Here is an 18,933-nt window from a genome sequence, read left to right as displayed (position 1 = left end):
CACAGGCGAAAGCCCCCGGCGTGACCGCCGGGGGCTTTTTCGTGTCGTAAACTGAACTCGACAACGGTTTCCATTACCTGATCGAGGGACGGCGTGATGACTCTCCGCAACGCTCTGGTCGGCACTCTCGCCGTCGTGAGCCTGGCCGCCTGCGGCACCTCCACACCGTCTTCCGACAGCGGCAAGATCCAGGTCGTCGCCTCCACCAACGTGTGGGGCAGCGTCGTCAAGGCCGTCGGCGGCGACGACGTCGAGGTCAAGTCGCTGCTGGACGACCCGAGCGCCGACCCGCACTCCTACGAGAGCAAGCCCGCCGACGCCGCGCTGGTCAAGGACGCCAAGCTGGTCGTGTTCAACGGCGGCGGCTACGACGACTTCTTCGCGAAGCTGATCACCAGCGACGCCACGAAGAAGGTCGAGGCGTTCCCGCTGCGCGACCACGGCCACGCCGAGCCGAGCAGCAGCGCGGCCCCCGCGAGCCAGGCGCCCACCAGCGAGGCCCCGGCCGGCGACGGCCACGACCACGAGCACGGCGAGAACGAGCACGTCTGGTACGACCTGCACACCGTCGGTGCGGTGGCCGAGGCGGCCGCGACCGAGCTGGCCGCGATCGCGCCGGACAAGAAGGCCGCGTTCGAGAAGAACGCCGCCGACTTCGCCGCGAAGCTCGAGGAGCTGGAGAAGAAGGTCGAGGGCGTCGGCGCCGGCAAGAAGATCGCCGCGACCGAGCCGATCGCGCACTACCTGGTCGACGCGTCCGGTGCGCAGGACGTGACGCCCGAGGCGTTCAGCAAGGCCATCGAGGAGGAGTCGGACGTCCCGGCCGCGGCCCTCGCCGAGATGAACCAGCTCGTCGACGGCAAGCAGGTCAACGTGCTGCTGGAGAACACCCAGACCGAGAACCAGGTCACCAAGCAGGTCGTGGAGAAGGCCAAGGCGGCGGGCATCCCGGTCGTCGTGGTCACCGAGACGCTGCCCGAAGGCGTGACCGGCTACCTTGACTGGATGAGCAAGCAGGTGGACGCGCTGTCGCAGGCGCTCAAGGCATGACAGCCATCTCGCTGCGCGGGGCCCGGCTGTCCTACGGGGACAGGGTGTTGTGGGACGGGCTCGACCTCGACGTCGAGCCCGGTGAGTTCCTCGCGGTCCTCGGGCCGAACGGCTCCGGCAAGACGAGCCTGATGCGGGTGCTGCTCGGCCTGCAGCCGCTGTCGTCGGGCTCGGTCTCGATCGCCGGGGGCAACAACGCCATCGGGTACATCCCGCAGCAGCGAGCGCTCGACCAGTCCATGACGCTGCGCGGCCGCGACCTCGTCGGCCTCGGCCTCGACGGCCATCGGTGGGGTCTCGGCCTGCGCAACCGCCGTGAGCGCCGCATCCGCGTCGACGCGGCCATCGCGTCCGTCGACGCCGAGCGGTACGCCGACTCGCCGATCGGCCTGCTGTCCGGCGGCGAGCAGCAACGGCTGCGCGTCGCCCAGGCCCTCGTCGGCGACCCGACGGTGATGCTGTGCGACGAACCGCTGCTCTCGCTCGACCTCGCGAACCAGCGGGTGGTCTCGGAGCTGATCGACAAGCGCCGCCGTGAGGCCGACACGGCCGTGCTCTTCGTGACGCACGAGCTGAACCCCGTGCTGCCCCTCGTGGACCGCGTCCTGTACCTCGTGGGCGGCCGGTTCCGAGTGGGCACGCCGGAAGAGGTCATGAACTCGCGGACGCTGTCCGAGCTGTACCGCACGCCGGTCGAGGTCGTGCGGGTGCGCGACCAGATCCTGGTCGTCGGCGCCGGCGCCTGCGAGGAGCAGACGCACCACCTGTCGGCGGAGGCCGCTTCGTGACGCTCTTCGACCTCCTCGAGCTGGAGTTCGTGCAGACCGCCCTGATCGCGGCCGCCGTGCTGGGCCTCGTCGCCGGCGTGCTGGGCCCGTTCATCGTGACCCGCAAGATGGCCTTCGCGGTGCACGGCACCAGCGAGCTCGCCTTCACCGGCGGCGCGGCGGCGCTCCTGCTCGGCATCGGTGTCGGCTATGGCGCGCTCGCCGGGTCGATCATCGCCGCGGTGCTGCTCGGCGTGCTGTCCCGGCGGGAGAGCGACCGGGACTCGGTGATCGGGGCGATCCTCGCGTTCGGGCTCGGCATGGGCATCCTGATGCTCGCGCTCTACAAGGGACGCTCCGCCAACAAGTTCGGACTGCTGACGGGACAGATCGTCGGTGTGGACTCGACGGACCTGGACCTGCTGGTCGTGTCGTCCGTCGCCGTGCTGGCCGTGCTGGCGTTGATCTGGCGGCCGTTGTTCTTCGCCTCCGTCGATCCCGACGTGGCGGTCTCGCGCGGGGTGCCGGTGCGCGGGTTGTCCATTGTGTTCGCCGTGCTGGTCGGTGTGGCCACGGCATTGTCGGTGCAGGTCGTCGGGGCGTTGCTGGTGCTGGCTTTGATGATCACACCGGCCGCTGCCGCGATGCGGGTGACGGCTTCGCCGTTGCGGGCCACCGTGTTGTCGGTGGTTTTCGCCGAGATTGCCGCAGTGGGTGGAATTCTTTTGTCACTGCAGCCCGGGTTGCCGGTGTCCGCATTGGTCACCGGGGTCAGTTTTGTGATTTACCTGGTTTGTCGCGGGATCGGGGCTTTGCAGCGGCGGGCTGCCTGAGGTGCCGCTTGGCCCATTGCCCCGGACCCCGCCGATCTGGTGGAAAGCCCTGACCGGCGCCGTTGGTGGGTGGCGCGGCGAGAGCTGAGGCACGACTCGTGACGAAGCCACCCCACCCGGAGCGCATGAGCAAGACGGCTCGCCTGCGACCTGGCGAGCATCACTCCGCGGCTGCGACCCGTTGTCGCTGGTCAACCCGCTGTCAGACCCGCTGAGCACGTTGGGTCGCGGGGGATCCCCGATCGAGGGGGACCCCTGCGCAAGCCTGCGTCAGGCCGCGCACGAGCCCGCGTCAGGCCGTGCGGGACGTGATCGGCTTCGTCACGTCGTCCTGGCGCGGGGCGGGCATCAGGCGTGGCGGGATGTCGAGGCCTGCCACCCGGACCTGGTTGCGGCCGTTCTCCTTCGCCTTGTAGAGCGCGGCGTCCGCCGAGTGCTGGGCCGTGGCCACGTCCGGGCCGTTGTCCGGGATCACGGCCACGCCGATGGAGGCCGAGATCGCCTGCAGCGACTCGCCCTCCGGTTCCGGGGGCTGGATCTCGCGGCCGTAGAGCGTCACCACGTTGCGGTGCTTGTCGGTCGTCGGGACGGCCAGGGAGCCGATGGCCTCGCGGATGCGTTCGGCGATCGTGACGCCCTGGGCGACCGGGGTGGCCTTCAGGGCCACCACGAACTCCTCGCCGCCGTCCCGGCCCGCCACGTCGCCCGGGCGGAGCTTCTCGCGGAGGATCCTGCCCACCTCGGCCAGGACCGCGTTGCCCGCCGGGTGGCCCCAGGTGTCGTTGATGCGTTTGAAGTGGTCGAGGTCGATGACCAGGACGGTCATCGGTTCGCCGTCCAGGCGGCAGCGCTCCGCCAGGCGGCCCGCGTACTCGGCCAGGCCGTTGGTGTTGAGCAGTCCCGTCCGGTAGTCGGTGTGGGCGTCGGCCGCCAGGCGCTGGTGGAGCTGCTCCTGCTCGCGCAGCAGGCGTTCGAGGTGTGTCCTTCGTTCGCCCGCTCGGGAGAGCAGGGCGTTCACGAGGATGACCGGGACGACCAGCAGCAGCGGGCCGACCCAGTGGCTCGTCATGAGCATGCCGAGCATCGCGCCGGCGCCGAGGGTGCTCATCTCGAGCATGTTGTCGACCTTGGAACCCAGGAAGTCGAGGACCTTCGAGTTCGGGGTGACGATCTTGAACGCCGCGGCGACGGTCATCACCTGGACGAACCAGTATAGGACCGCTGCTATTGCGAGAACCAATACCAGGCTCAGGTCCGTCGGGATGTTCCCGGTGGCCGCCAGGGAAACGCCGGTGAGGTGGACGAGGGCCCACGAGAGCAGCGTCGAGGCGAGCATGGAGGCGGTGCCGAAGACGAATCTGTAGGGCTGGCGGCGGGCGATGGGCTGTATCAGGATGCGCATCCAGATGGTGGCGATCACCGCCAGGCCACCGGGTAGCGCGACGGCCGCCGCGAAGGTCCAGACCGAGGTCAGGTCGATGTGGGGACCGGAGGCCTCGTTGCGGCGGGCCTCTTCCGCTCTGCGGACGACGGTCAGGTGGATCGTGATCGCGGCGATGAGCGCGCCGAAGCGGAGCCAGTCCGTGGGGGACACCGCGGTGAGCTTCGTCAGGAGCCAGATGGAGGCCACTGCCACGGCCGCTTCGAGCACGAAAAAGTACGCGATCGCACTGGGCGCAACGGTCCAGAGGTCCCAGTTGCGAATCGGAGCCAAGCCGAGTGCCCGCGATCGCCTGCGATCAGTCAAACTGTTCTTCACCACGACCCCCTACGCTCATGGAACGTCATGAGCAAAGCCGCCGCTGACCAGGTCGTAGACCTACCTGCGCTGCTGCTCGTCGCAACGAGGAGGTGTCCTTCCATGCGCAACCGTGACTTCTGAACCCCACCTCTCCTCGGCTGGACTTCAATCATGCATCCGGATCATCCTGGTGCCTCTGAGACGGATATCGCTATTGGTGACCGTTCTGTTTCAGATTGCCACCGCCTTCGAGTCGTTGCGACCTCTGGCGCGTCTCAAGGCGAAGGTGGCGTGCGTCGCCAGCAGCAGTCCGACACCGCCCGCTCCCGCGATCGTGGCCGTCACCGATCCGATCGAATGGGCCACCACGCCGGCCAGGGCCATTCCTCCGCCCTGGCTCGAACGCAGCGCTGCGCGACCGATGCCATAAGCGCGTCCACGGTACTGATCGGGTAGCAGCCTCATCCACGCCGCACGAGCGGGCGTGTGATAAGCCCCGCCTATACCGGCGATCACGAGCAAAACGATCGTCCAGGTCAGGTTCGGGTGGAAAGCGAACATGATCAACGGCCCCAGCGACAGGATCGCCAGCGGGCCGATCAGCCGTTCCCGCTTCGCCGGATCGCGCACCAGGCGGAACAGCAGCGCCACTCCCAGCACGTTCGCCGCGGGCTCGATCGCGAGGATCAGGCCGACCGCCCAGACGGCGTTCAGGCTCGCCGCCAGCGGCACCGCCAGCCCCTCGGGCACCATCGCGAGGCCCGCGAGGAGACGGACGCCCAGCAGCGTCCTCAGCCGCGGTTCGGCCACCATCAGCGTCAGCACGCCGCGTGGTTCTTCGTCGTCCTTCTTCTTGCGGCCCAGCGGGTCTGCTGCCGGGCGGTGCTTCACCGACGTCTGCACCAGGATCGCCAGGGCGGCGAACGTGGCCGCGTTGACCGCGAGTGCGAGGCCAGGGCTCGTGTGGGCGACGAGGAAGCCCGCGGCGGCGAGGCCCGCCATCTGGGCGATGTCGACGGATGTGCCGAAAAGGGCCACGCCGTCGTCGTAGCGCTTCGGTGGGAGGACGTGGGGCAAGCTCGCCTCCTGCGCCGCCAGGTACGGCGAGGAGATCGCCAGCACCACGACGAGCAGCACGATCATGGCCCACAGGGGCATGCCGGGAATGGCCATCACGGCCATCAGCACGGCCTGCGACCACGCCGTCGTCACCATTACCGTGCGTCGCGGGAAGCGGTCGGCGACCCATCCCAGCAAGGGCCCGGAAATCAGCGGCGGGAAGAGCGTCAGCGACCACGTGAGAGCAGTCCACGCTGCGGATTGTGTCCGCTCGAATACGAGCAGTGACAATGCCACCGCGGCTAGTTGGTCACCGGCGGTGGAGGCGGTCGAGCCGATCCACATGGCGCGGAACTCGCGCAAACCGAGGAGCTCGCGGAGGGCGCCGCGGGTCGTCATGCGCGACCTCGCGGGGCCGTTGCCCGCGCGCGGCGAATCGGCACGTCCCGATTCGTCCTGCGCCGAGTCACGTCGCCCCCGCCGGTGGTAATCAATTTCTATCGACAATCACGGTAGAAGCTGCCTGACCGTTCAACGTCTGTCCTACCACAGTGTGTACCTAAACGGAGCAGACCGGTTACCTAAAGTAGTTACAATACCGAAACGTAGAGCTGATCTTCTTCACAGTTGACCTCGGGTTCGCCTGATTGGACCCCAAATGGTCACGTTGTGTGTCAGCTGGTGCCGAACGGGCGTCCTCGGCTCGACCAACCGGTGCAACACTGCTCCGACTCCTGCCCGGCAGACCTCGTTAATGGCGAACGAGACGACGGTACCCGCGCCCGGGAGTGGCGCGTAATAGGCCACGCCGTTTGTCATGCGAACGGATGCGCAGTTCTGGCAAGTGTGGAAAGTCGACTTTCCCGCCCGCGAACCTGAACCGGTTTCGCGGGCAGGAAAACGATCACTAACGTCGGCGAATCGAGGCGCTTAGCGTCACGAACTAGCCGATTACGTCAGGACGTTCAGCCCTTCGCGGCGACCCGGCGGCGGCGAGCGACCTCGGCCAGCACGACACCGGCGGCGACGGAGGCGTTGAGCGACTCGACGCCCGTGGCCATCGGGATCGACACGGTCTGGTCGCACGTCTCCTTGACCAGGCGGCCGAGACCGCGGCCCTCGGAGCCCACCACGACGACGAGCGGGCTCGTCGCGAGGTCGAGGCCGTCGACGTCCACGTCACCGTCCGCGTCGAGGCCCACGATCATCAGACCGGCCTCGGCCCAGTCGCGCAGCGTGCGCGTCAGGTTCGTGGCCATCGCGATCGGCAGCTTCGCCGCGGTGCCCGCGCTGGTGCGCCAGGCGACCGCCGTCATCGACGCGCTGCGCCGCTGCGGCAGCACGACGCCCTGAGCGCCGAACGCGGCGGCGGAGCGCACGACGGCGCCGAGGTTGCGCGGGTCCGTCACGCCGTCCAGCGCCACCAGCAGCGGCGGCGTGGACGAGCGCTGGGCCAGCTCGAGGAGCTCGTTCGGCGTCGCGTACTCGAACGGTGGCACCTGCAGGCCGAGGCCCTGGTGCATCGCGCCACCGGTGATGCGGTCGAGCTCGCCGCGGGCGACCTCCAGCACGGAGATGCCCCGGTCGGCGGCGAGGCGCACGGCCTCCTGCACGCGGTCGTCCGCGTCGATGCCCAGCGCCACGTACAGCGCCGTCGCAGGCGTGCCTGCGCGCAGGCACTCGACGACGGGGTTGCGGCCCGCGACGGTCTCGGCCTGGGCCTTCTCCGTCTTCTGGCGCCGCTGGGTCTTCACGGCCTCGGTCTTCGCCACCACCTTGGCCCGCTTGTACGCGGGGTGGTTGGGGCGGTCCGACGCCTTGGGCGTCGGCCCCTTGCCCTGCAGGCCCTTGGACTTCTGCCCGCCGGAACCGACGACCGCGCCCTTCTTCGAGCCCGGATTGCGCATCGCGCCCTTGCGCTTGGAATTGCCAGCCACGGAAGTCAGTCGTCCTTCAAGGTCCACTGCGGACCGCCGGGGGTGTCCTCGACGGCGATGCCCGCGTCGTGCAGCTGGTCCCTCAACGCGTCGGAGCGCGCGAAGTCCCTGCTCTTGCGGGCTTCCTGGCGTTCGGCGAGCAGCCGATCCACCAGCGTGGTCAACGCCTGCCGCATGCCGAGGTCGGCAGACGACGCGTCGTTCCACTTCGGCGACAACGGGTCGACGCCGAGGATGTCAGCCATCCGGCGCACGCACTCGGCCGCGGAACGGGCCGTGTCGTCGTCGCCGTCGGCGAGCGCCGTGTTGCCCTGGCGCACCTTGTTGTGCAGGGCGGCCACGGCTTGGGGCGTGTTCAGGTCGTTGTCCATCGCGACCACGAAGTCCGGGCACATGTCGCCGCGCAGCTCGACGGGGCCGAGGCGCTCGACGGCACGGCGCAGGAAGGACTCGACACGGCCGTACGCCGTGACCGCCTCCTGCAACGCGTCCTCGGAGTACTCGATGTGCGACCGGTAGTGCGGCGCCACCAGGTAGTACCGCAGCTCCTGCGCACGCACCTTGTCGAGCATCGCGGGGATGGACACGGTGTTGCCGAGCGACTTCGCCATCTTCTCGCCCGACAGCGTCACCCAGTAGTTGTGCATCCAGTAGTTCGCGAAGCCGTCACCGGCCGCGCGCGACTGCGCCTGCTCGTTCTCGTGGTGCGGGAAGATCAGGTCGAGGCCGCCGCCGTGGATGTCGAACGTGCCGCCCAGGTACGTCGTGGCCATCGCCGAGCACTCGAGGTGCCAGCCGGGCCTGCCTTCGCCCCACGGCGTCGGCCAGGACGGCTCACCGGGCTTCGCGGCCTTCCACAGCGTGAAGTCGCGCGGGTCGCGCTTGCCGCGCACCGCCGCCTCGCCCTGTTCGACGGAGTCGAGCCGCTGCCCGGACAGGGCGCCGTACTCGGGGAACGAGCGCACGTCGAAGTAGACGTCGCCGTCGACGTCGTACGCGTGGCCCTTGTCGATCAGGCGCTGCATGAGCTCGACCATCTGGGTGACGTGGCCGGTCGCGCGCGGCGCGTACGACGGCGGCAAGCAGCCCAGCGCGTCGTACGCGTCCTCGAACGCACGCTCGTGCTTGTACGCCCACTCCCACCACGGCCGGCCGTGGTCGGCGGCCTTGGCGAGGATCTTGTCGTCGATGTCGGTGACGTTGCGGACCAGCGTGACGGCGGCGCCGTCACGGGCGAGCCAGCGCCGCAGGACGTCGAAGTTCAGGCCGCTGCGGACGTGGCCGATGTGCGGCACGCCCTGCACGGTCGCCCCACACACGTAGATCGACGCCGTTCCGTTGACCTGCGGGTGGAACTCCCGCAGGGACCGGCTCGCCGTGTCGTAGATGTGGAGGCTCACACGGGAATGGTACGGGCCACATCCACCAGTGCGTCCGGGCGGTCACTCGTCGGAACCGGGTTGACGAGCCGGAAGGAGCAACCGACGGCCTCGGCTCCTCCGTCCGCCTCCTGGCTGTCGCCGACCATCACGGCGTCGCGGGGATCGACGCCAAGCCGTTCGCACGCGGTCGTGAAGATCTTCGGGTCCGGCTTGACGACGCCTTCCTCGTACGAGAGCACGAACTCGTCCACGAGGTGGGTGAGGCCGTGGTGCTCGAAGACCGTGCGGATGTCCCACCCGATGTTGCTGACGACCGCGACGGGCACGTCCCGCAGGTGCTCCAGCGCCGCCCTGGTGTCCGGGTACGGCACCCACGAGCCGGGGTGCAGCAGCTGGTCGTAGAACGCCTCGGCGTCCGGCACCAGCGAGTCGTTCAGGACGCGCACGTGGACCCAGCGGTGCACGTCCGGGTCGAGGTCGCGGCGGTACCAGGCGTCGGCCAGCTCGGGGTCCACGCCGTCGGCGATGCCGACCGGGGAGGTGAGGGCACGCAGCAGGTCGCCGTTGGACTCGAGCTCGGGGTGCTCGAGCCGGAACAGCGTGCCGGAGAAGTCGAAGAGCGCGGCGCGGATCGTCACGCCCCCGACTCTACGTGCCGGACGGCTACGTGGTCTGGACCTTTTGGAGCTCAGTCCTGAACACCGAGTCGTCGTAGGACAGGGTCAGCTGCAGGTCGCCCGCTCCGCGTTCGCTGGCGGTGATGAACTCCTCGACGAACCGCTTGATCTGCCGCAACGGCTCGTCGGCGAGGTGCGCCGCGGTCCGGTAGAGCGCGGTGAAGCGGTCCGGGGTCGTCGTGCCGCGCAGGTCGGCGGACCAGTCGAGCAGGTTCTCGTACGCCTCGACGAACCGGTTCGCGAGGTGGCGGATCTTGTCGCTGTCCCCCGGCTTGCCCGCCGGGCCGAAGGCCCACTGCTGCCGGCCGGGCGAGAGGAGGTCCCCGAAGCCGTTGAGGATGCCGTCGAACGTCCGGGACTTCGCCGTGAGGTTGTCCAGCGCGTCGGTGTCCGTCGTGATCTCGCGTCCGGGCGCCGCGTACCCCATCTCGTGGTTGATCTGCTTGTCCTTGAGCTTGCGCATGTGCAGCGCCACGGTGTCCGCGAACAGCTGGTACTCCCAGCCGGCCGCCGGCGCGCCGGCGGCCGCACCGACCTTCTCCGCGATCATCCTGGCCAGCTCGCGCGGGGTGCGGTCGCGCAGGTCGAGGTAGCCGGTGCCGACGCGCAGCGCGGGGATCTCCGTGTCGTCGAACCGGACCGGCAGCACGTACTCGGTGTCGGAGACGAGCGCGCGGTCGAACGCCGCCTGCCGCTCGTGCTTCGTCCACATCTTCCTGGCGTACGCCTCCGAAATGAACATCACGCAGAAGCGCGAGTCGTGGCGGTAGATCTGGTCGAGGTGCTCGACCAGGTTCTTGCCCCAGAGGTCGGCTTGCTCGTCGGTGTCGTAGAAGCGGGACACGCCCAGTTCCGTGAGGTGGCGTGCCACCTCGTCGACGTAGGGGCGGTCTTCACCGGCGAAGGAGAGGCACACGTCGTACTTGGGCACGACGCGCATCGTAGTGGCGGGAACCACACCGACGGCGGGGGAGTTGTCCCGGTATGAGCCTGGGGTTCCTGTTCGCGATGTCGCTGCCCGCGTTGGTGGCGGCGCTGTTCCTGCTCGCCGTCGTCGAGCGGTTCGTGCGGAGGAAGAAGAAGGGCACACCGATGGCCACCGCGGGCATCGGCGAGCTGGGGGCGACGTTCGAGACGGGCAAGCGCGACGAGCTCGAGTACCGCAAGGAGGAGCGGCAGCTGCGCGACGAGGAGGGCGACGCCGCACCGCCGCGGAGCCGGGTGGACCTCGACGGCGGTACCGCGGTGCTGGACGTGCCCGCTCAGCGGCGGCCCAGCTAGGCGGTGGGGATCAGCAGGGCGGTCGCGATGGCCGCGATGCCCTCGCCGCGACCGGTCAGGCCGAGGCCGTCCGTGGTGGTGCCGGCGACCGAGACCGGGCCGCCGACGGCCGCGGAAAGCGTTTCCTGCGCCTCGTCGCGGCGCTTGCCGATGCGCGGCTCGTTGCCGATGACCTGCACTGTGGCATTTCCCACACGGTATCCGGCCTCTTCGACGAGGCGGCGCACCTCAGCGAGCAGGACCACGCCGTGCGCGCCCGACCAGCGCGGGTCCGACGTGCCGAAGACGGCGCCCAAGTCGCCGAGGCCCGCCGCGGAGAGCAGCGCGTCGCACAGCGCGTGCGAGGCCACGTCGCCGTCGGAGTGGCCCGCGCACCCGTCGACGCCCTCCCACAGCAGGCCGGCGACCCAGCACTCACGACCTGCCTCGACCGGGTGGACGTCGACGCCCTGGCCGATCCTCACTCCTGACCTCCGCTGAACAGTGCTTCCGCGACCGCGAGGTCGAACGGGGTGGTGATCTTCATGGCGTGGGCGTGTCCGGGAACCGTGTGGACCGCGACACCGTTCTTCTCCACGAGGGCAGCGTCATCAGTCGCGGCGACACCGGAGCTGTAGGCGGCTTTGAGAGTCTCGGCGCGGAAACCCTGCGGGGTCTGCACGACCCGCAGGGCCGCTCGATCAGGTGTGGAGACGACCACTCCGACCTCGTTCACCTGCTTGATCGTGTCGGCGACCGGCAACACCGGGATGACGGCGTCGTACCCGTCGCGCACCGCGGCCACGACACCGGCGATGACCTCGGGAGGGGTGAAGGCGCGGGCAGCGTCGTGGACCAGCACGATCGACGTGTCCGGGATCACGCGGAGCGCGTGGTCGAGGGCGAGCCGCACCGAGTCGGTGCGCTCGGCGCCCCCTGGAAGCACATGTACCGCCCCGCCGGCCGGGGCCAGCGAGGCGGTTGCGGAGTGCACTTGGTCCACATCGGACGGTGGCGCGGCGATGACGACGTGCTGCACCTGGCCTGACTCGAACAGGCCCAGAACGGCACGGGTCAACAGCGGTACCCCGTTGACCGGCACAAGCGCCTTGGGCATCCCGTAGCCCAGGCGCTCACCTCGCCCTGCCGCGGGCACGAGCGCGACGACACTCATGTTCGCGACTGAATCCGATGCTCTTCAGGTGTTCCGGTGGAACTACGAGGCCGTGGCGAGAACTTCGTCGAGGAGGACCTCGGCCTTGTCCTCGTCGGTGCCCTCGGCCAGCGCCAGCTCGCTGACCAGTATCTGCCGCGCCTTCGCCAGCATCCGCTTCTCGCCGGCGGAAAGCCCACGATCCTTCTCGCGCCGCCAGAGGTCGCGCACCACTTCCGCAACCTTGTTCACGTCGCCGGAGGCGAGCTTCTCAAGGTTGGCCTTGTACCGCCGAGACCAGTTGGTCGGCTCCTCCGTGTGGGGAGCGCGCAAGACCTCGAAAACCCGGTCGAGCCCTTCCTGGCCGACAACGTCGCGCACGCCTACGATTTCGGCGTTGTCAGCGGGAACCCGAACGGTGAGATCGCCCTGCGCAACCTTGAGAACGAGGTACTTCTTCTCCTCGCCCTTGATCACGCGGGTCTCGATCGCTTCGATGAGAGCGGCACCGTGGTGCGGGTAGACGACGGTCTCTCCGACCTTGAAAACCATGTGTCCTCTGCCCCTTTCGATGCCTCCATCCTAACACGTCCGGCAACCCTCCGATTGCTGCTCGATGATCCGTTAGTGCTGGTCAGGGCCATGCGGGGGGTTGACAAAACACCTGTTCGCGTGCAAGGTACGTCTCACCGAAGATCGACTGGCAGCCCAACGCGTCCTCGATTCGGGTCCCGGTTAGGCTCCTTGCCTGGTGGTTGTTCCCTAGGAAGGACGCTGGAGCCGTGAACTCAGGAGTGTCTCGCCGGTTTATCGTGACGGCAGCGCTGGCCGCTGGCCTCGGCCTGGTGGCGGTCGGCTGCAGCGCCGGTCAGGTCACCCAGACCGACACCCAGGTCGCCGCCGTCGACGGTGCGAGCGGCAACGCGGGGCCCATCGCGGTCCGCAACGCCATGCTCGCCTTCCCGGCGGAGGGCAACCGGTACCACGAGGGCGAGGACGTCCCGCTGACGTTCGTCATCGCGAACACGGGCACCGACCCGGACAAGCTGCTGTCGATCAAGTCCGAGGCCTCCGGGGCCGAGCTCGAGGTCGCCGGCTCGAAGGACATCCCGTCGGGCTACGCGCTGCGGGCCGAGTACGACGCCTCCAAGGCGCCGGCGAAGAGCTCCGCGCCCTCGTCCTCCGCCTCGGCCTCGTCGAGCGCGCCTTCGTCCTCGAACGCGCCGTCGTCGTCCGTCTCGCCGACCTCGGGCGCCCCGTCGTCCTCGTCGGTCGCGCCCACGTCGGGCTCGGTGTCGCCGTCGTCGAGCGCCGCGTCGTCCTCCGGCCGCCCGTCCGGCTCGTCGGTCGCGCCGACCTCGGCGTCGGCCGCGAAGGACCAGGAGCTCGAGGTCCTGCAGATCCGCTGCACCCTGAAGAAGCTGAACCGCGACGTGGTGGCCGCTCAGACGGTCAAGGTCACGTTCCTCTTCGAGAAGGCCGGCTCCCTGACGCTGGAGGTGCCGGTGGCGCCGTCCGACCACAAGCGCGTCAGCGAGGGCCACGAGGCCGGCGGCCACTGAACCGTCCGCCGCTGCTCCGCAGCGGCGGCGAGTTCGCCGGGAAGCCGACGCGAACTCGCGAGATGTGCGAAACGCCGCGCCTCCCACGATCGTGGGAGGCGCGGCGTTTCGCGTGCCGGGGGTCTAGCGGGCCTGCAGCATCGGGCGGAACCTGTCGCGGTACGCCCACGCCAGGCCGATCTCGGCGGCGACGACGAGCACCGCCACCACCATGCCACTCGGCTCCAGGAAGACGTGGAACAGGAAGATGTTCACGACCACCGGGGCCAGCAGCGCGAGCGCCAGCGGCACGAACCGGCCGACGACGAGCAGGACGCCCGCGAGCAGCTGGACACCGGACGTCAGCTGCAGCATGTAGCCGGTCGCGTGGAGGGCCGCGCTGAACGCCACGCCCTCCGCGGCCATCGAGGCGGGGTCCGGGGCGGGCATGAACATCAGGAAGCCGTTCAGGCCGGTCGTGGCGAACAGCAGGCCGGTCAGCACGCGGGTGACGACGGTGGCGTAGCGGCCGAGGGCGAACTTGCGGGTCGCGGTGGCGGTGGCGGTGGTCACTGTGTCCTCCAGGCTGTCGTGTCCTTCCACTGATGCGTCGAACGGGCCTCCCAGCGGATCGACACACCCGCCGGAAAATCTCCGAAGTTTTTCTGCCTCGCCCCTGACCTGCGGCGATCAGGAGTGTCAGACCTGTGCTCTAACGTTCGTCCCGTGGCGAAGACAGCGCGGCCGATCTTCCGTTGTGCCGAGTGCGGGCACGAGGTGGCGAAGTGGTTCGGCCGCTGCCCCGAGTGCCAGGCGTGGGGCAGCATCGAGGAACGCGGCACGGCGTCGGTGACGCGTGTCGTGGCGGGCGCGCCGACGTCGAAGGCCAGGCCGATCGGCGAGGTCGACATCGAGTCGGCCCGGGCGCTCTCCACGGGCGTCAGCGAGTTCGACAGGGTGCTGGGCGGCGGCCTGGTGCCGGGCGCCGTCGTGCTGCTGGCGGGCGAGCCCGGCGTGGGCAAGTCGACGCTGCTGCTCGAAACCGCGCACCGCTGGGCCGAGTCGCACGGCCGCTGCCTCTACGTCACGGGCGAGGAGTCCGCGGGCCAGGTGAGGCTGCGCGCCGAACGCACCGGCAACCTGCACGCCGAGATGTACCTGGCTGCCGAGAGCGAGCTGAGCGCGTTGCTCGGCCAGGTCGACCAGGTGAAGCCGTCGATGCTGATCGTCGACTCCGTGCAGACCATGTCGACGGTGAGCGTCGAGGGCGTGCCCGGCGGCGTCACGCAGGTGCGCACCGTCGCGTCGGGACTGATCGCGATGGCCAAGGAACGAGGCCTCCCGGTCGTCCTGGTGGGACACGTCACGAAGGACGGATCCGTTGCGGGGCCGAGGGTTCTGGAACACCTCGTCGACGTGGTGCTGCAGTTCGAGGGCGACCGCCACTCCAGCCTCCGCCTCCTGCGGGGCATCAAGAACCGCTACGGCGCCGCCGACGAGGTCGGCTGCTTCGAGCTCCGCGACGACGGCATCGTCGGCGTGCCGGACCCGTCGGGCCTCTTCCTCACGCGCCGCGAGAAGGCCGTCGAGGGCACCTGCGTCACGGTGATCGTCGAGGGCAAGCGCCCCATGCTCGGCGAGGTGCAGGCGCTGGTCGCCAAGACGAACCTCCCCGCCCCCCGCCGCGCGGTGAGCGGGCTCGACTCGGCCCGGATCTCGATGGCCCTGGCCGTCCTGGAGAAGCGCGGCAAGGTCAACCTGTTCCAGAAGGACGTCTTCACCGCGACCGTCGGCGGCATGCGCCTGGTCGAACCGGCGGCCGACCTCGCCGTGGTGCTGGCCGTCGCCTCCGCCGAACGCGAGATCGCACTGCCCGCCGACCTGGTGGTGCTCGGCGAGGTGGGCCTGGCCGGCGAGATCCGGCGCGTCAACGGCGTCGGCAAGCGCCTCCAGGAGGCCGCACGGCTCGGCTTCAAGAAGGCCCTGGTGCCGCCGGACCACGGGCCGCTGCCGGACGGTGTGAGGGCGCTGGTGGCGAACGACCTGGTGTCGGCGCTGGACGTGCTGGGCCTGAACCGGCGGCGCAGCGGTGGCAAGGGTGAGAGCACGAACGACGACGAGTGAGTCGTGAGGTGCGGCAGCGGGCGCCTCAGCTGATGGAGACCGCCCCGCCTTCCGCCCCGCCTCAGCCGTGCCCAGCCGACGTGATCGGGATCGGCGGTGTCGCGCCCAGGAGCGTGCGCCCTGTCCGGCATGCGGCCAGGGCAACGTGCGCGTCCAGGTGGCAGGACCCGCGACAGCTGCGTGGCGCTGATGCGCTCACCGCGCGCACTGCGGCCGTACCGGGCGCTCCGAAGCGGAATCCGCAGCCATGATCGAATACGCGCGTGTTGGGGAGACACGACAGCGAGATCGGTGAGTTGTTGCGGTTCGCGACGTCCATGATGCCCCGGGAAGTCCGGAGCGCGGACCTGCTCGACTACCTGGACCTCGAGGAGTGGGAGCTGGTCCTCGACCTGCTGGGGGAGTTCGACGGCCACACGTGGCAGACGCCGCGCTACTGGGCCCTGCTCGCCGAGGCGGCCGTCCAGATGGACCAGGACGACGCCTGGTTCCAGTGGCGCTGCGTGGAGTCGATCCAAGGCCTGTTGCGGGTCGAGCTGACGCTCTCCGTCGACGCGGAACCCCTGCAGGCCAGAGGAGAACGTCCGTTATGGGACGTCACGGGCCGGGCGCAGCGCGTGGCGGCGCTGTGGATCGAGTCCAAGCCCCAGCTGGGTCCTGGGGAACGCGCGACGGCCAGGCTGAGGCCGTTGGTGCCGCCGGCGTGGACGCATCTCATCCGGGGCGACGTCATCACGTTGCACGGCAGTTCGCCCGGGACGGCGCGGATCATCGAAAAAGTGCCGCCGCGGCCCTGAGCGGACCGCGGCGGCACGGACGAGCTGCTATTGCGACAGCTACTGCGACAGCAGCTGGGCGCAGCGGATCAGGCCCAGGTGCGAGTACGCCTGCGGGTGGTTGCCCAGCGAGCGCTCGGCGACCGGGTCGTACTCCTCGGGCAGCAGGCCGGTGGGGCCGGCCGCGTCCACCATCTGCGCGAACAGCTCCTCGGCCTCGGTGCGCCGGCCGGTGAGCAGGTAGGCCTCGATCATCCACGCCGCGCACAGGTGGAAGCCGCCCTCGTCGCCCGGCAGACCGTCGTCGCGGTGGTAGCGGTAGACGGTGCTGCCGGAGCGCAGCTCGGCCTCGATGGCGGTCACCGTGGACTGGAAGCGCTCGTCCGCCGGGTCGATCAGGCCCGCCAGGCCGACGAACAGCGAGGCGGCGTCGAGGTCGTCGCCGTCGTAGGCCGTGGTGAACGACTGGACCTCGTCGTTCCAGCCGTTCTTGAGCACGTCCGTGGCGATCGTGTCGCGCAGCGGCACCCAGGACGGGTCCAGCTCGCGGCCGAACTGCTCGCCGAGCTTGATCGCGCGGTCGATGGTCAGCCAGCACATGACCTTCGAGTACACGTGGTGGCGCGGCGCGTGCCGCTCCTCCCAGATGCCGTGGTCGGGCTCGTGCCAGCGGCGCGACACGGCCTCGGCCATCGCCTGGACCATCGACCAGTCGTTGTCCGACAACGAACCGCGCGCGGTGGCCAGGGACACGACCAGGTCGACGACCGGGCCGAACACGTCGAGCTGCACCTGCTGGTTCGCGAGGTTGCCGACGCGCACCGGGCGCGAGCCCGCGTAGCCGGGCAGCGTGTCGATGACGGCCTCGGCGCCCAGCTGCGTGCCGTGCAGCGTGTAGAGCGGGTGCAGGCGCTCCGGGCCGGGGATGGTCTCCAGGACGCGGTGCAGCCACGCCAGGAAGCCGTCCGCCTCGGCGTACGAGCCGACCGACACCAGCGCGGAGGCGGTCATGGCGCCGTCGCGCAGCCAGCAGTAGCGGTAGTCCCAGTTGCGGATGCCGCCGAGCTCCTCGGGCAGCGACGTGGTGGCCGCGGCCATGATCGAGCCGGAGTCCTTGTGCACCAGGCCGCGCAGCGTCAGCGCCGAGCGCAGCACCAGGTCCGTCTGCACGGTCGGGAGCTTCAGCCCCGCCGCCCAGTCCGACCAGTAGCCGGCCGCGAGGTCGCGGCGCACCGACTCGTTCAGCGGGTGCTCGGAGATGTCGTCGGTGCCGCAGCGCAGCTCCAGCAGCACCGGTGCGCCCTCGCGCGGCCGGACGACGGCGCGGGCCGTCTCCTGGATGCCGTCCGAGGTGATCTCCCAGTCGACGCCGGGGGACCGCAGCACCATCGGGTCCGACGTGCCGACGACGCGCAGGCCGTCGCGCTCGCGCAGGAACCGGACCGGCACCTGCCCGAACTCGGGGCGCGGCGCGAACGTGATCACCGCGTTGGTGGAGCCGGAGATCCGCCGGACGAGGTCCGTGCGGTGCGACGCGAGGTTGTGCTCCAGGTAGTCGGTCACCAGGAGCCGCGACCAGCGCGTCTCGACGATCATCGTGCCCGGCAGGTAGCGCTGGCCCAGCGGCAGCGACCCGTGCTCCGGCTTGATCGAGAAGTGGCCGGCGGCCGGTCCGCCGAGCAGGTCCGCGAAGATCGCCGCGGAGTCCGGCTCGGGGTGGCACAGCCAGTTGACCTTGGCGTCGGGCGTCACGAGTGCCACGGACCGCTCGTTGGCGAGCATGGTCAGGCGCTCGATCGGCACGGCCTGGTCGCCGTGCAGCCACGCCCGGCGCTCCTCCAGCAGGAACGCGAGCACGGTGGCCACGTCGGCAGGGTCGTTCACGTAGTGCTGGGCGAGCGAGTCGCCCGCGCCGACCCGGATGCCCAGGTCGGGGCCGTGCAGGCGCGCGAACGCCTTCTCGTCCGTCACGTCGTCGCCCAGGAAGATCGCCGCGGTGGCGCCGACCTGGTGGCGCAGGATGTCGAGCGCCTGCCCCTTGTTGGTCTCGACGACGGCGAGCTCGATGACGGCCTTGCCCTCGGTGACCTGCACGCCGTCCCACGTGCACGGGCCGGAGCGGACGGCGGAGAGCACCGCCTCACCGATGGCCTCGGTGGCGGCACGGCGCACATGCACGGCGACCGAGGCGGGCTTGACCTCGAGCTGGACGCCTTCCTGGCCGTCGGCGATCTCTTCCAGTTCGGCTTCGAGCCGGCGCAGCAACGCCTTGGCGTCGCCGTCCAGCGCGTGGACGAAGCCGACGTCGAACTCGGAGCCGTGCGACCCGACGAGGTGGACCTCGCCGGGCAGACGGGACAGCGTGGCCAGGTCGCGCAGCGCGCGTCCGGAGATCACGGCTGAGGTGGTCTCGTGCAGTGAAGCCAGCGAACGCAGGGCGTTCACCGACTCCGGGAGCGGGCGGGCCTGCTCGGGGTCGGCCACGATCGGAGCGAGTGTTCCGTCGTAGTCGCTGGCTACAAGTAGTCGCGGGGTCCGCGCGAGCTGGCAGATCGCTCGGCGCAGTTCGGCGGGGAGGGCCTCGGCGGTCAACGCCCCTCCTGGAGCACTCGATGGGTCAGGGGATCTGAAAG

Annotated in this window: 18 protein-coding genes; 7 read left to right on the top strand and 11 right to left on the bottom strand. The window is 69.9% G+C overall.

What is annotated here, in order from left to right; all coding sequences use genetic code 11:
* Positions 1-96: 96 nt before the first annotated feature.
* The 3 genes from BLQ91_RS15485 to BLQ91_RS15475 are packed head-to-tail and all read left to right on the top strand — an operon-like array spanning position 97 to position 2,650.
* The gene (locus tag BLQ91_RS15485; RefSeq protein WP_090097523.1) at positions 97-1,050 is read left to right on the top strand and encodes a metal ABC transporter solute-binding protein, Zn/Mn family; all 954 of its coding nucleotides are present in this window, start codon (positions 97-99) and stop codon (positions 1,048-1,050) included.
* Positions 1,047-1,838, top strand: coding sequence for a metal ABC transporter ATP-binding protein (locus BLQ91_RS15480; protein WP_090097522.1), 792 nt, complete (start codon positions 1,047-1,049; stop codon positions 1,836-1,838). Before BLQ91_RS15485 ends, BLQ91_RS15480 begins: the two co-directional genes overlap by 4 nt.
* The gene (locus BLQ91_RS15475; protein ID WP_090097521.1) at positions 1,835-2,650 is read left to right on the top strand and encodes a metal ABC transporter permease; all 816 of its coding nucleotides are present in this window, start codon (positions 1,835-1,837) and stop codon (positions 2,648-2,650) included. Before BLQ91_RS15480 ends, BLQ91_RS15475 begins: the two co-directional genes overlap by 4 nt.
* Before the next feature lie 292 nt (positions 2,651-2,942).
* Here BLQ91_RS15475 and BLQ91_RS15470 read toward each other — a convergent pair whose 3' ends face one another.
* The 6 genes from BLQ91_RS15470 to BLQ91_RS15445 all read right to left on the bottom strand — a co-directional run bounded on the left by BLQ91_RS15470 (position 2,943) and on the right by BLQ91_RS15445 (position 10,377).
* Positions 2,943-4,286, bottom strand: a complete 1,344-nt coding sequence (locus BLQ91_RS15470) for a GGDEF domain-containing protein (RefSeq protein ID WP_236220717.1) — start codon at positions 4,284-4,286, stop codon at positions 2,943-2,945.
* 336 nt (positions 4,287-4,622) lie between these two features.
* Positions 4,623-5,813 (bottom strand): MFS transporter, encoded by a 1,191-nt coding sequence (locus BLQ91_RS15465; protein ID WP_245733440.1) that lies wholly within the window; start codon positions 5,811-5,813, stop codon positions 4,623-4,625.
* A gap of 602 nt (positions 5,814-6,415) precedes the next feature.
* Positions 6,416-7,387 (bottom strand): 23S rRNA (guanosine(2251)-2'-O)-methyltransferase RlmB, encoded by a 972-nt coding sequence (gene rlmB / locus BLQ91_RS15460; RefSeq protein WP_090097519.1) that lies wholly within the window; start codon positions 7,385-7,387, stop codon positions 6,416-6,418.
* 5 nt (positions 7,388-7,392) lie between these two features.
* Positions 7,393-8,787, bottom strand: coding sequence for a cysteine--tRNA ligase (gene cysS / locus BLQ91_RS15455; protein ID WP_090097518.1), 1,395 nt, complete (start codon positions 8,785-8,787; stop codon positions 7,393-7,395).
* Positions 8,784-9,407, bottom strand: coding sequence for an HAD family hydrolase (locus BLQ91_RS15450; protein WP_090097517.1), 624 nt, complete (start codon positions 9,405-9,407; stop codon positions 8,784-8,786). Before BLQ91_RS15450 ends, cysS begins: the two co-directional genes overlap by 4 nt.
* A 25-nt stretch (positions 9,408-9,432) precedes the next feature.
* Positions 9,433-10,377, bottom strand: coding sequence for a toll/interleukin-1 receptor domain-containing protein (locus BLQ91_RS15445; RefSeq protein WP_176959763.1), 945 nt, complete (start codon positions 10,375-10,377; stop codon positions 9,433-9,435).
* Between the two features lie 53 nt (positions 10,378-10,430).
* Here BLQ91_RS15445 and BLQ91_RS15440 point away from each other — a divergent pair, with 53 nt between their 5' ends.
* Positions 10,431-10,727, top strand: a complete 297-nt coding sequence (locus BLQ91_RS15440; protein WP_090097515.1) for a DUF6191 domain-containing protein — start codon at positions 10,431-10,433, stop codon at positions 10,725-10,727.
* On the opposite strand, the gene ispF is transcribed toward BLQ91_RS15440, so the two are convergent.
* Genes ispF through BLQ91_RS15425 form a run of 3 tightly spaced genes read right to left on the bottom strand, consistent with a single transcriptional unit; the run spans position 10,724 to position 12,411 of the window.
* Positions 10,724-11,191 carry a 2-C-methyl-D-erythritol 2,4-cyclodiphosphate synthase gene (ispF, locus tag BLQ91_RS15435; RefSeq protein ID WP_090097514.1) on the bottom strand — a complete coding sequence of 156 codons (468 nt, stop codon included), beginning with the start codon at positions 11,189-11,191 and terminating at the stop codon, positions 10,724-10,726. The two genes, BLQ91_RS15440 and ispF, sit on opposite strands and share 4 nt — an antisense overlap.
* Entirely contained in the window at positions 11,188-11,880 is a 693-nt protein-coding gene (gene ispD, locus BLQ91_RS15430; RefSeq protein ID WP_090097513.1) for a 2-C-methyl-D-erythritol 4-phosphate cytidylyltransferase, read from the bottom strand. Before ispD ends, ispF begins: the two co-directional genes overlap by 4 nt.
* Positions 11,881-11,922: 42 nt before the next feature.
* Positions 11,923-12,411, bottom strand: a complete 489-nt coding sequence (locus BLQ91_RS15425) for a CarD family transcriptional regulator (protein ID WP_065915127.1) — start codon at positions 12,409-12,411, stop codon at positions 11,923-11,925.
* Between the two features lie 260 nt (positions 12,412-12,671).
* On the opposite strand from BLQ91_RS15425, the gene BLQ91_RS15420 reads away from it, so the two are divergent.
* Complete coding sequence (locus BLQ91_RS15420) at positions 12,672-13,421, top strand: copper chaperone PCu(A)C (protein ID WP_143022658.1); 750 nt, start codon at positions 12,672-12,674, stop codon at positions 13,419-13,421.
* A gap of 123 nt (positions 13,422-13,544) precedes the next feature.
* Here the strand turns inward: BLQ91_RS15420 and BLQ91_RS15415 are convergent, their stop codons facing one another.
* Complete coding sequence (locus BLQ91_RS15415; protein WP_090097760.1) at positions 13,545-13,973, bottom strand: hypothetical protein; 429 nt, start codon at positions 13,971-13,973, stop codon at positions 13,545-13,547.
* Positions 13,974-14,126: 153 nt separating this feature from the next.
* Here BLQ91_RS15415 and radA point away from each other — a divergent pair, with 153 nt between their 5' ends.
* Positions 14,127-15,524 carry a DNA repair protein RadA gene (gene radA / locus BLQ91_RS15410; protein WP_090097511.1) on the top strand — a complete coding sequence of 466 codons (1,398 nt, stop codon included), beginning with the start codon at positions 14,127-14,129 and terminating at the stop codon, positions 15,522-15,524.
* Between the two features lie 263 nt (positions 15,525-15,787).
* On the top strand, positions 15,788-16,321 hold the full coding sequence (locus BLQ91_RS15405; RefSeq protein ID WP_090097510.1) for a hypothetical protein: 534 nt from the start codon (positions 15,788-15,790) through the stop codon (positions 16,319-16,321).
* A gap of 39 nt (positions 16,322-16,360) precedes the next feature.
* Here the strand turns inward: BLQ91_RS15405 and otsB are convergent, their stop codons facing one another.
* Entirely contained in the window at positions 16,361-18,892 is a 2,532-nt protein-coding gene (gene otsB / locus BLQ91_RS15400) for a trehalose-phosphatase (protein ID WP_090097509.1), read from the bottom strand.
* Positions 18,893-18,933 lie beyond the last annotated feature (41 nt).

Source organism: Lentzea jiangxiensis, from assembly GCF_900104175.1.
Classification (GTDB): Bacteria; Actinomycetota; Actinomycetes; order Mycobacteriales; family Pseudonocardiaceae; genus Lentzea; species Lentzea jiangxiensis.
The sequence above is the reverse complement of the archived record's forward strand: the minus strand, read 5'-3'. Positions and strand labels throughout refer to the sequence as shown.

Coding starts and splice junctions, on each gene's coding strand:
- BLQ91_RS15485 (WP_090097523.1), top strand. CDS start 97: ATGACTCTCCGCAACGCTCTGGTCGGCACTCTCGCCGTCGTGAGCCTG.
- BLQ91_RS15480 (WP_090097522.1), top strand. CDS start 1,047: ATGACAGCCATCTCGCTGCGCGGGGCCCGGCTGTCCTACGGGGACAGG.
- BLQ91_RS15440 (WP_090097515.1), top strand. CDS start 10,431: ATGAGCCTGGGGTTCCTGTTCGCGATGTCGCTGCCCGCGTTGGTGGCG.
- ispD (WP_090097513.1), bottom strand. CDS start 11,880: ATGAGTGTCGTCGCGCTCGTGCCCGCGGCAGGGCGAGGTGAGCGCCTG.
- BLQ91_RS15425 (WP_065915127.1), bottom strand. CDS start 12,411: ATGGTTTTCAAGGTCGGAGAGACCGTCGTCTACCCGCACCACGGTGCC.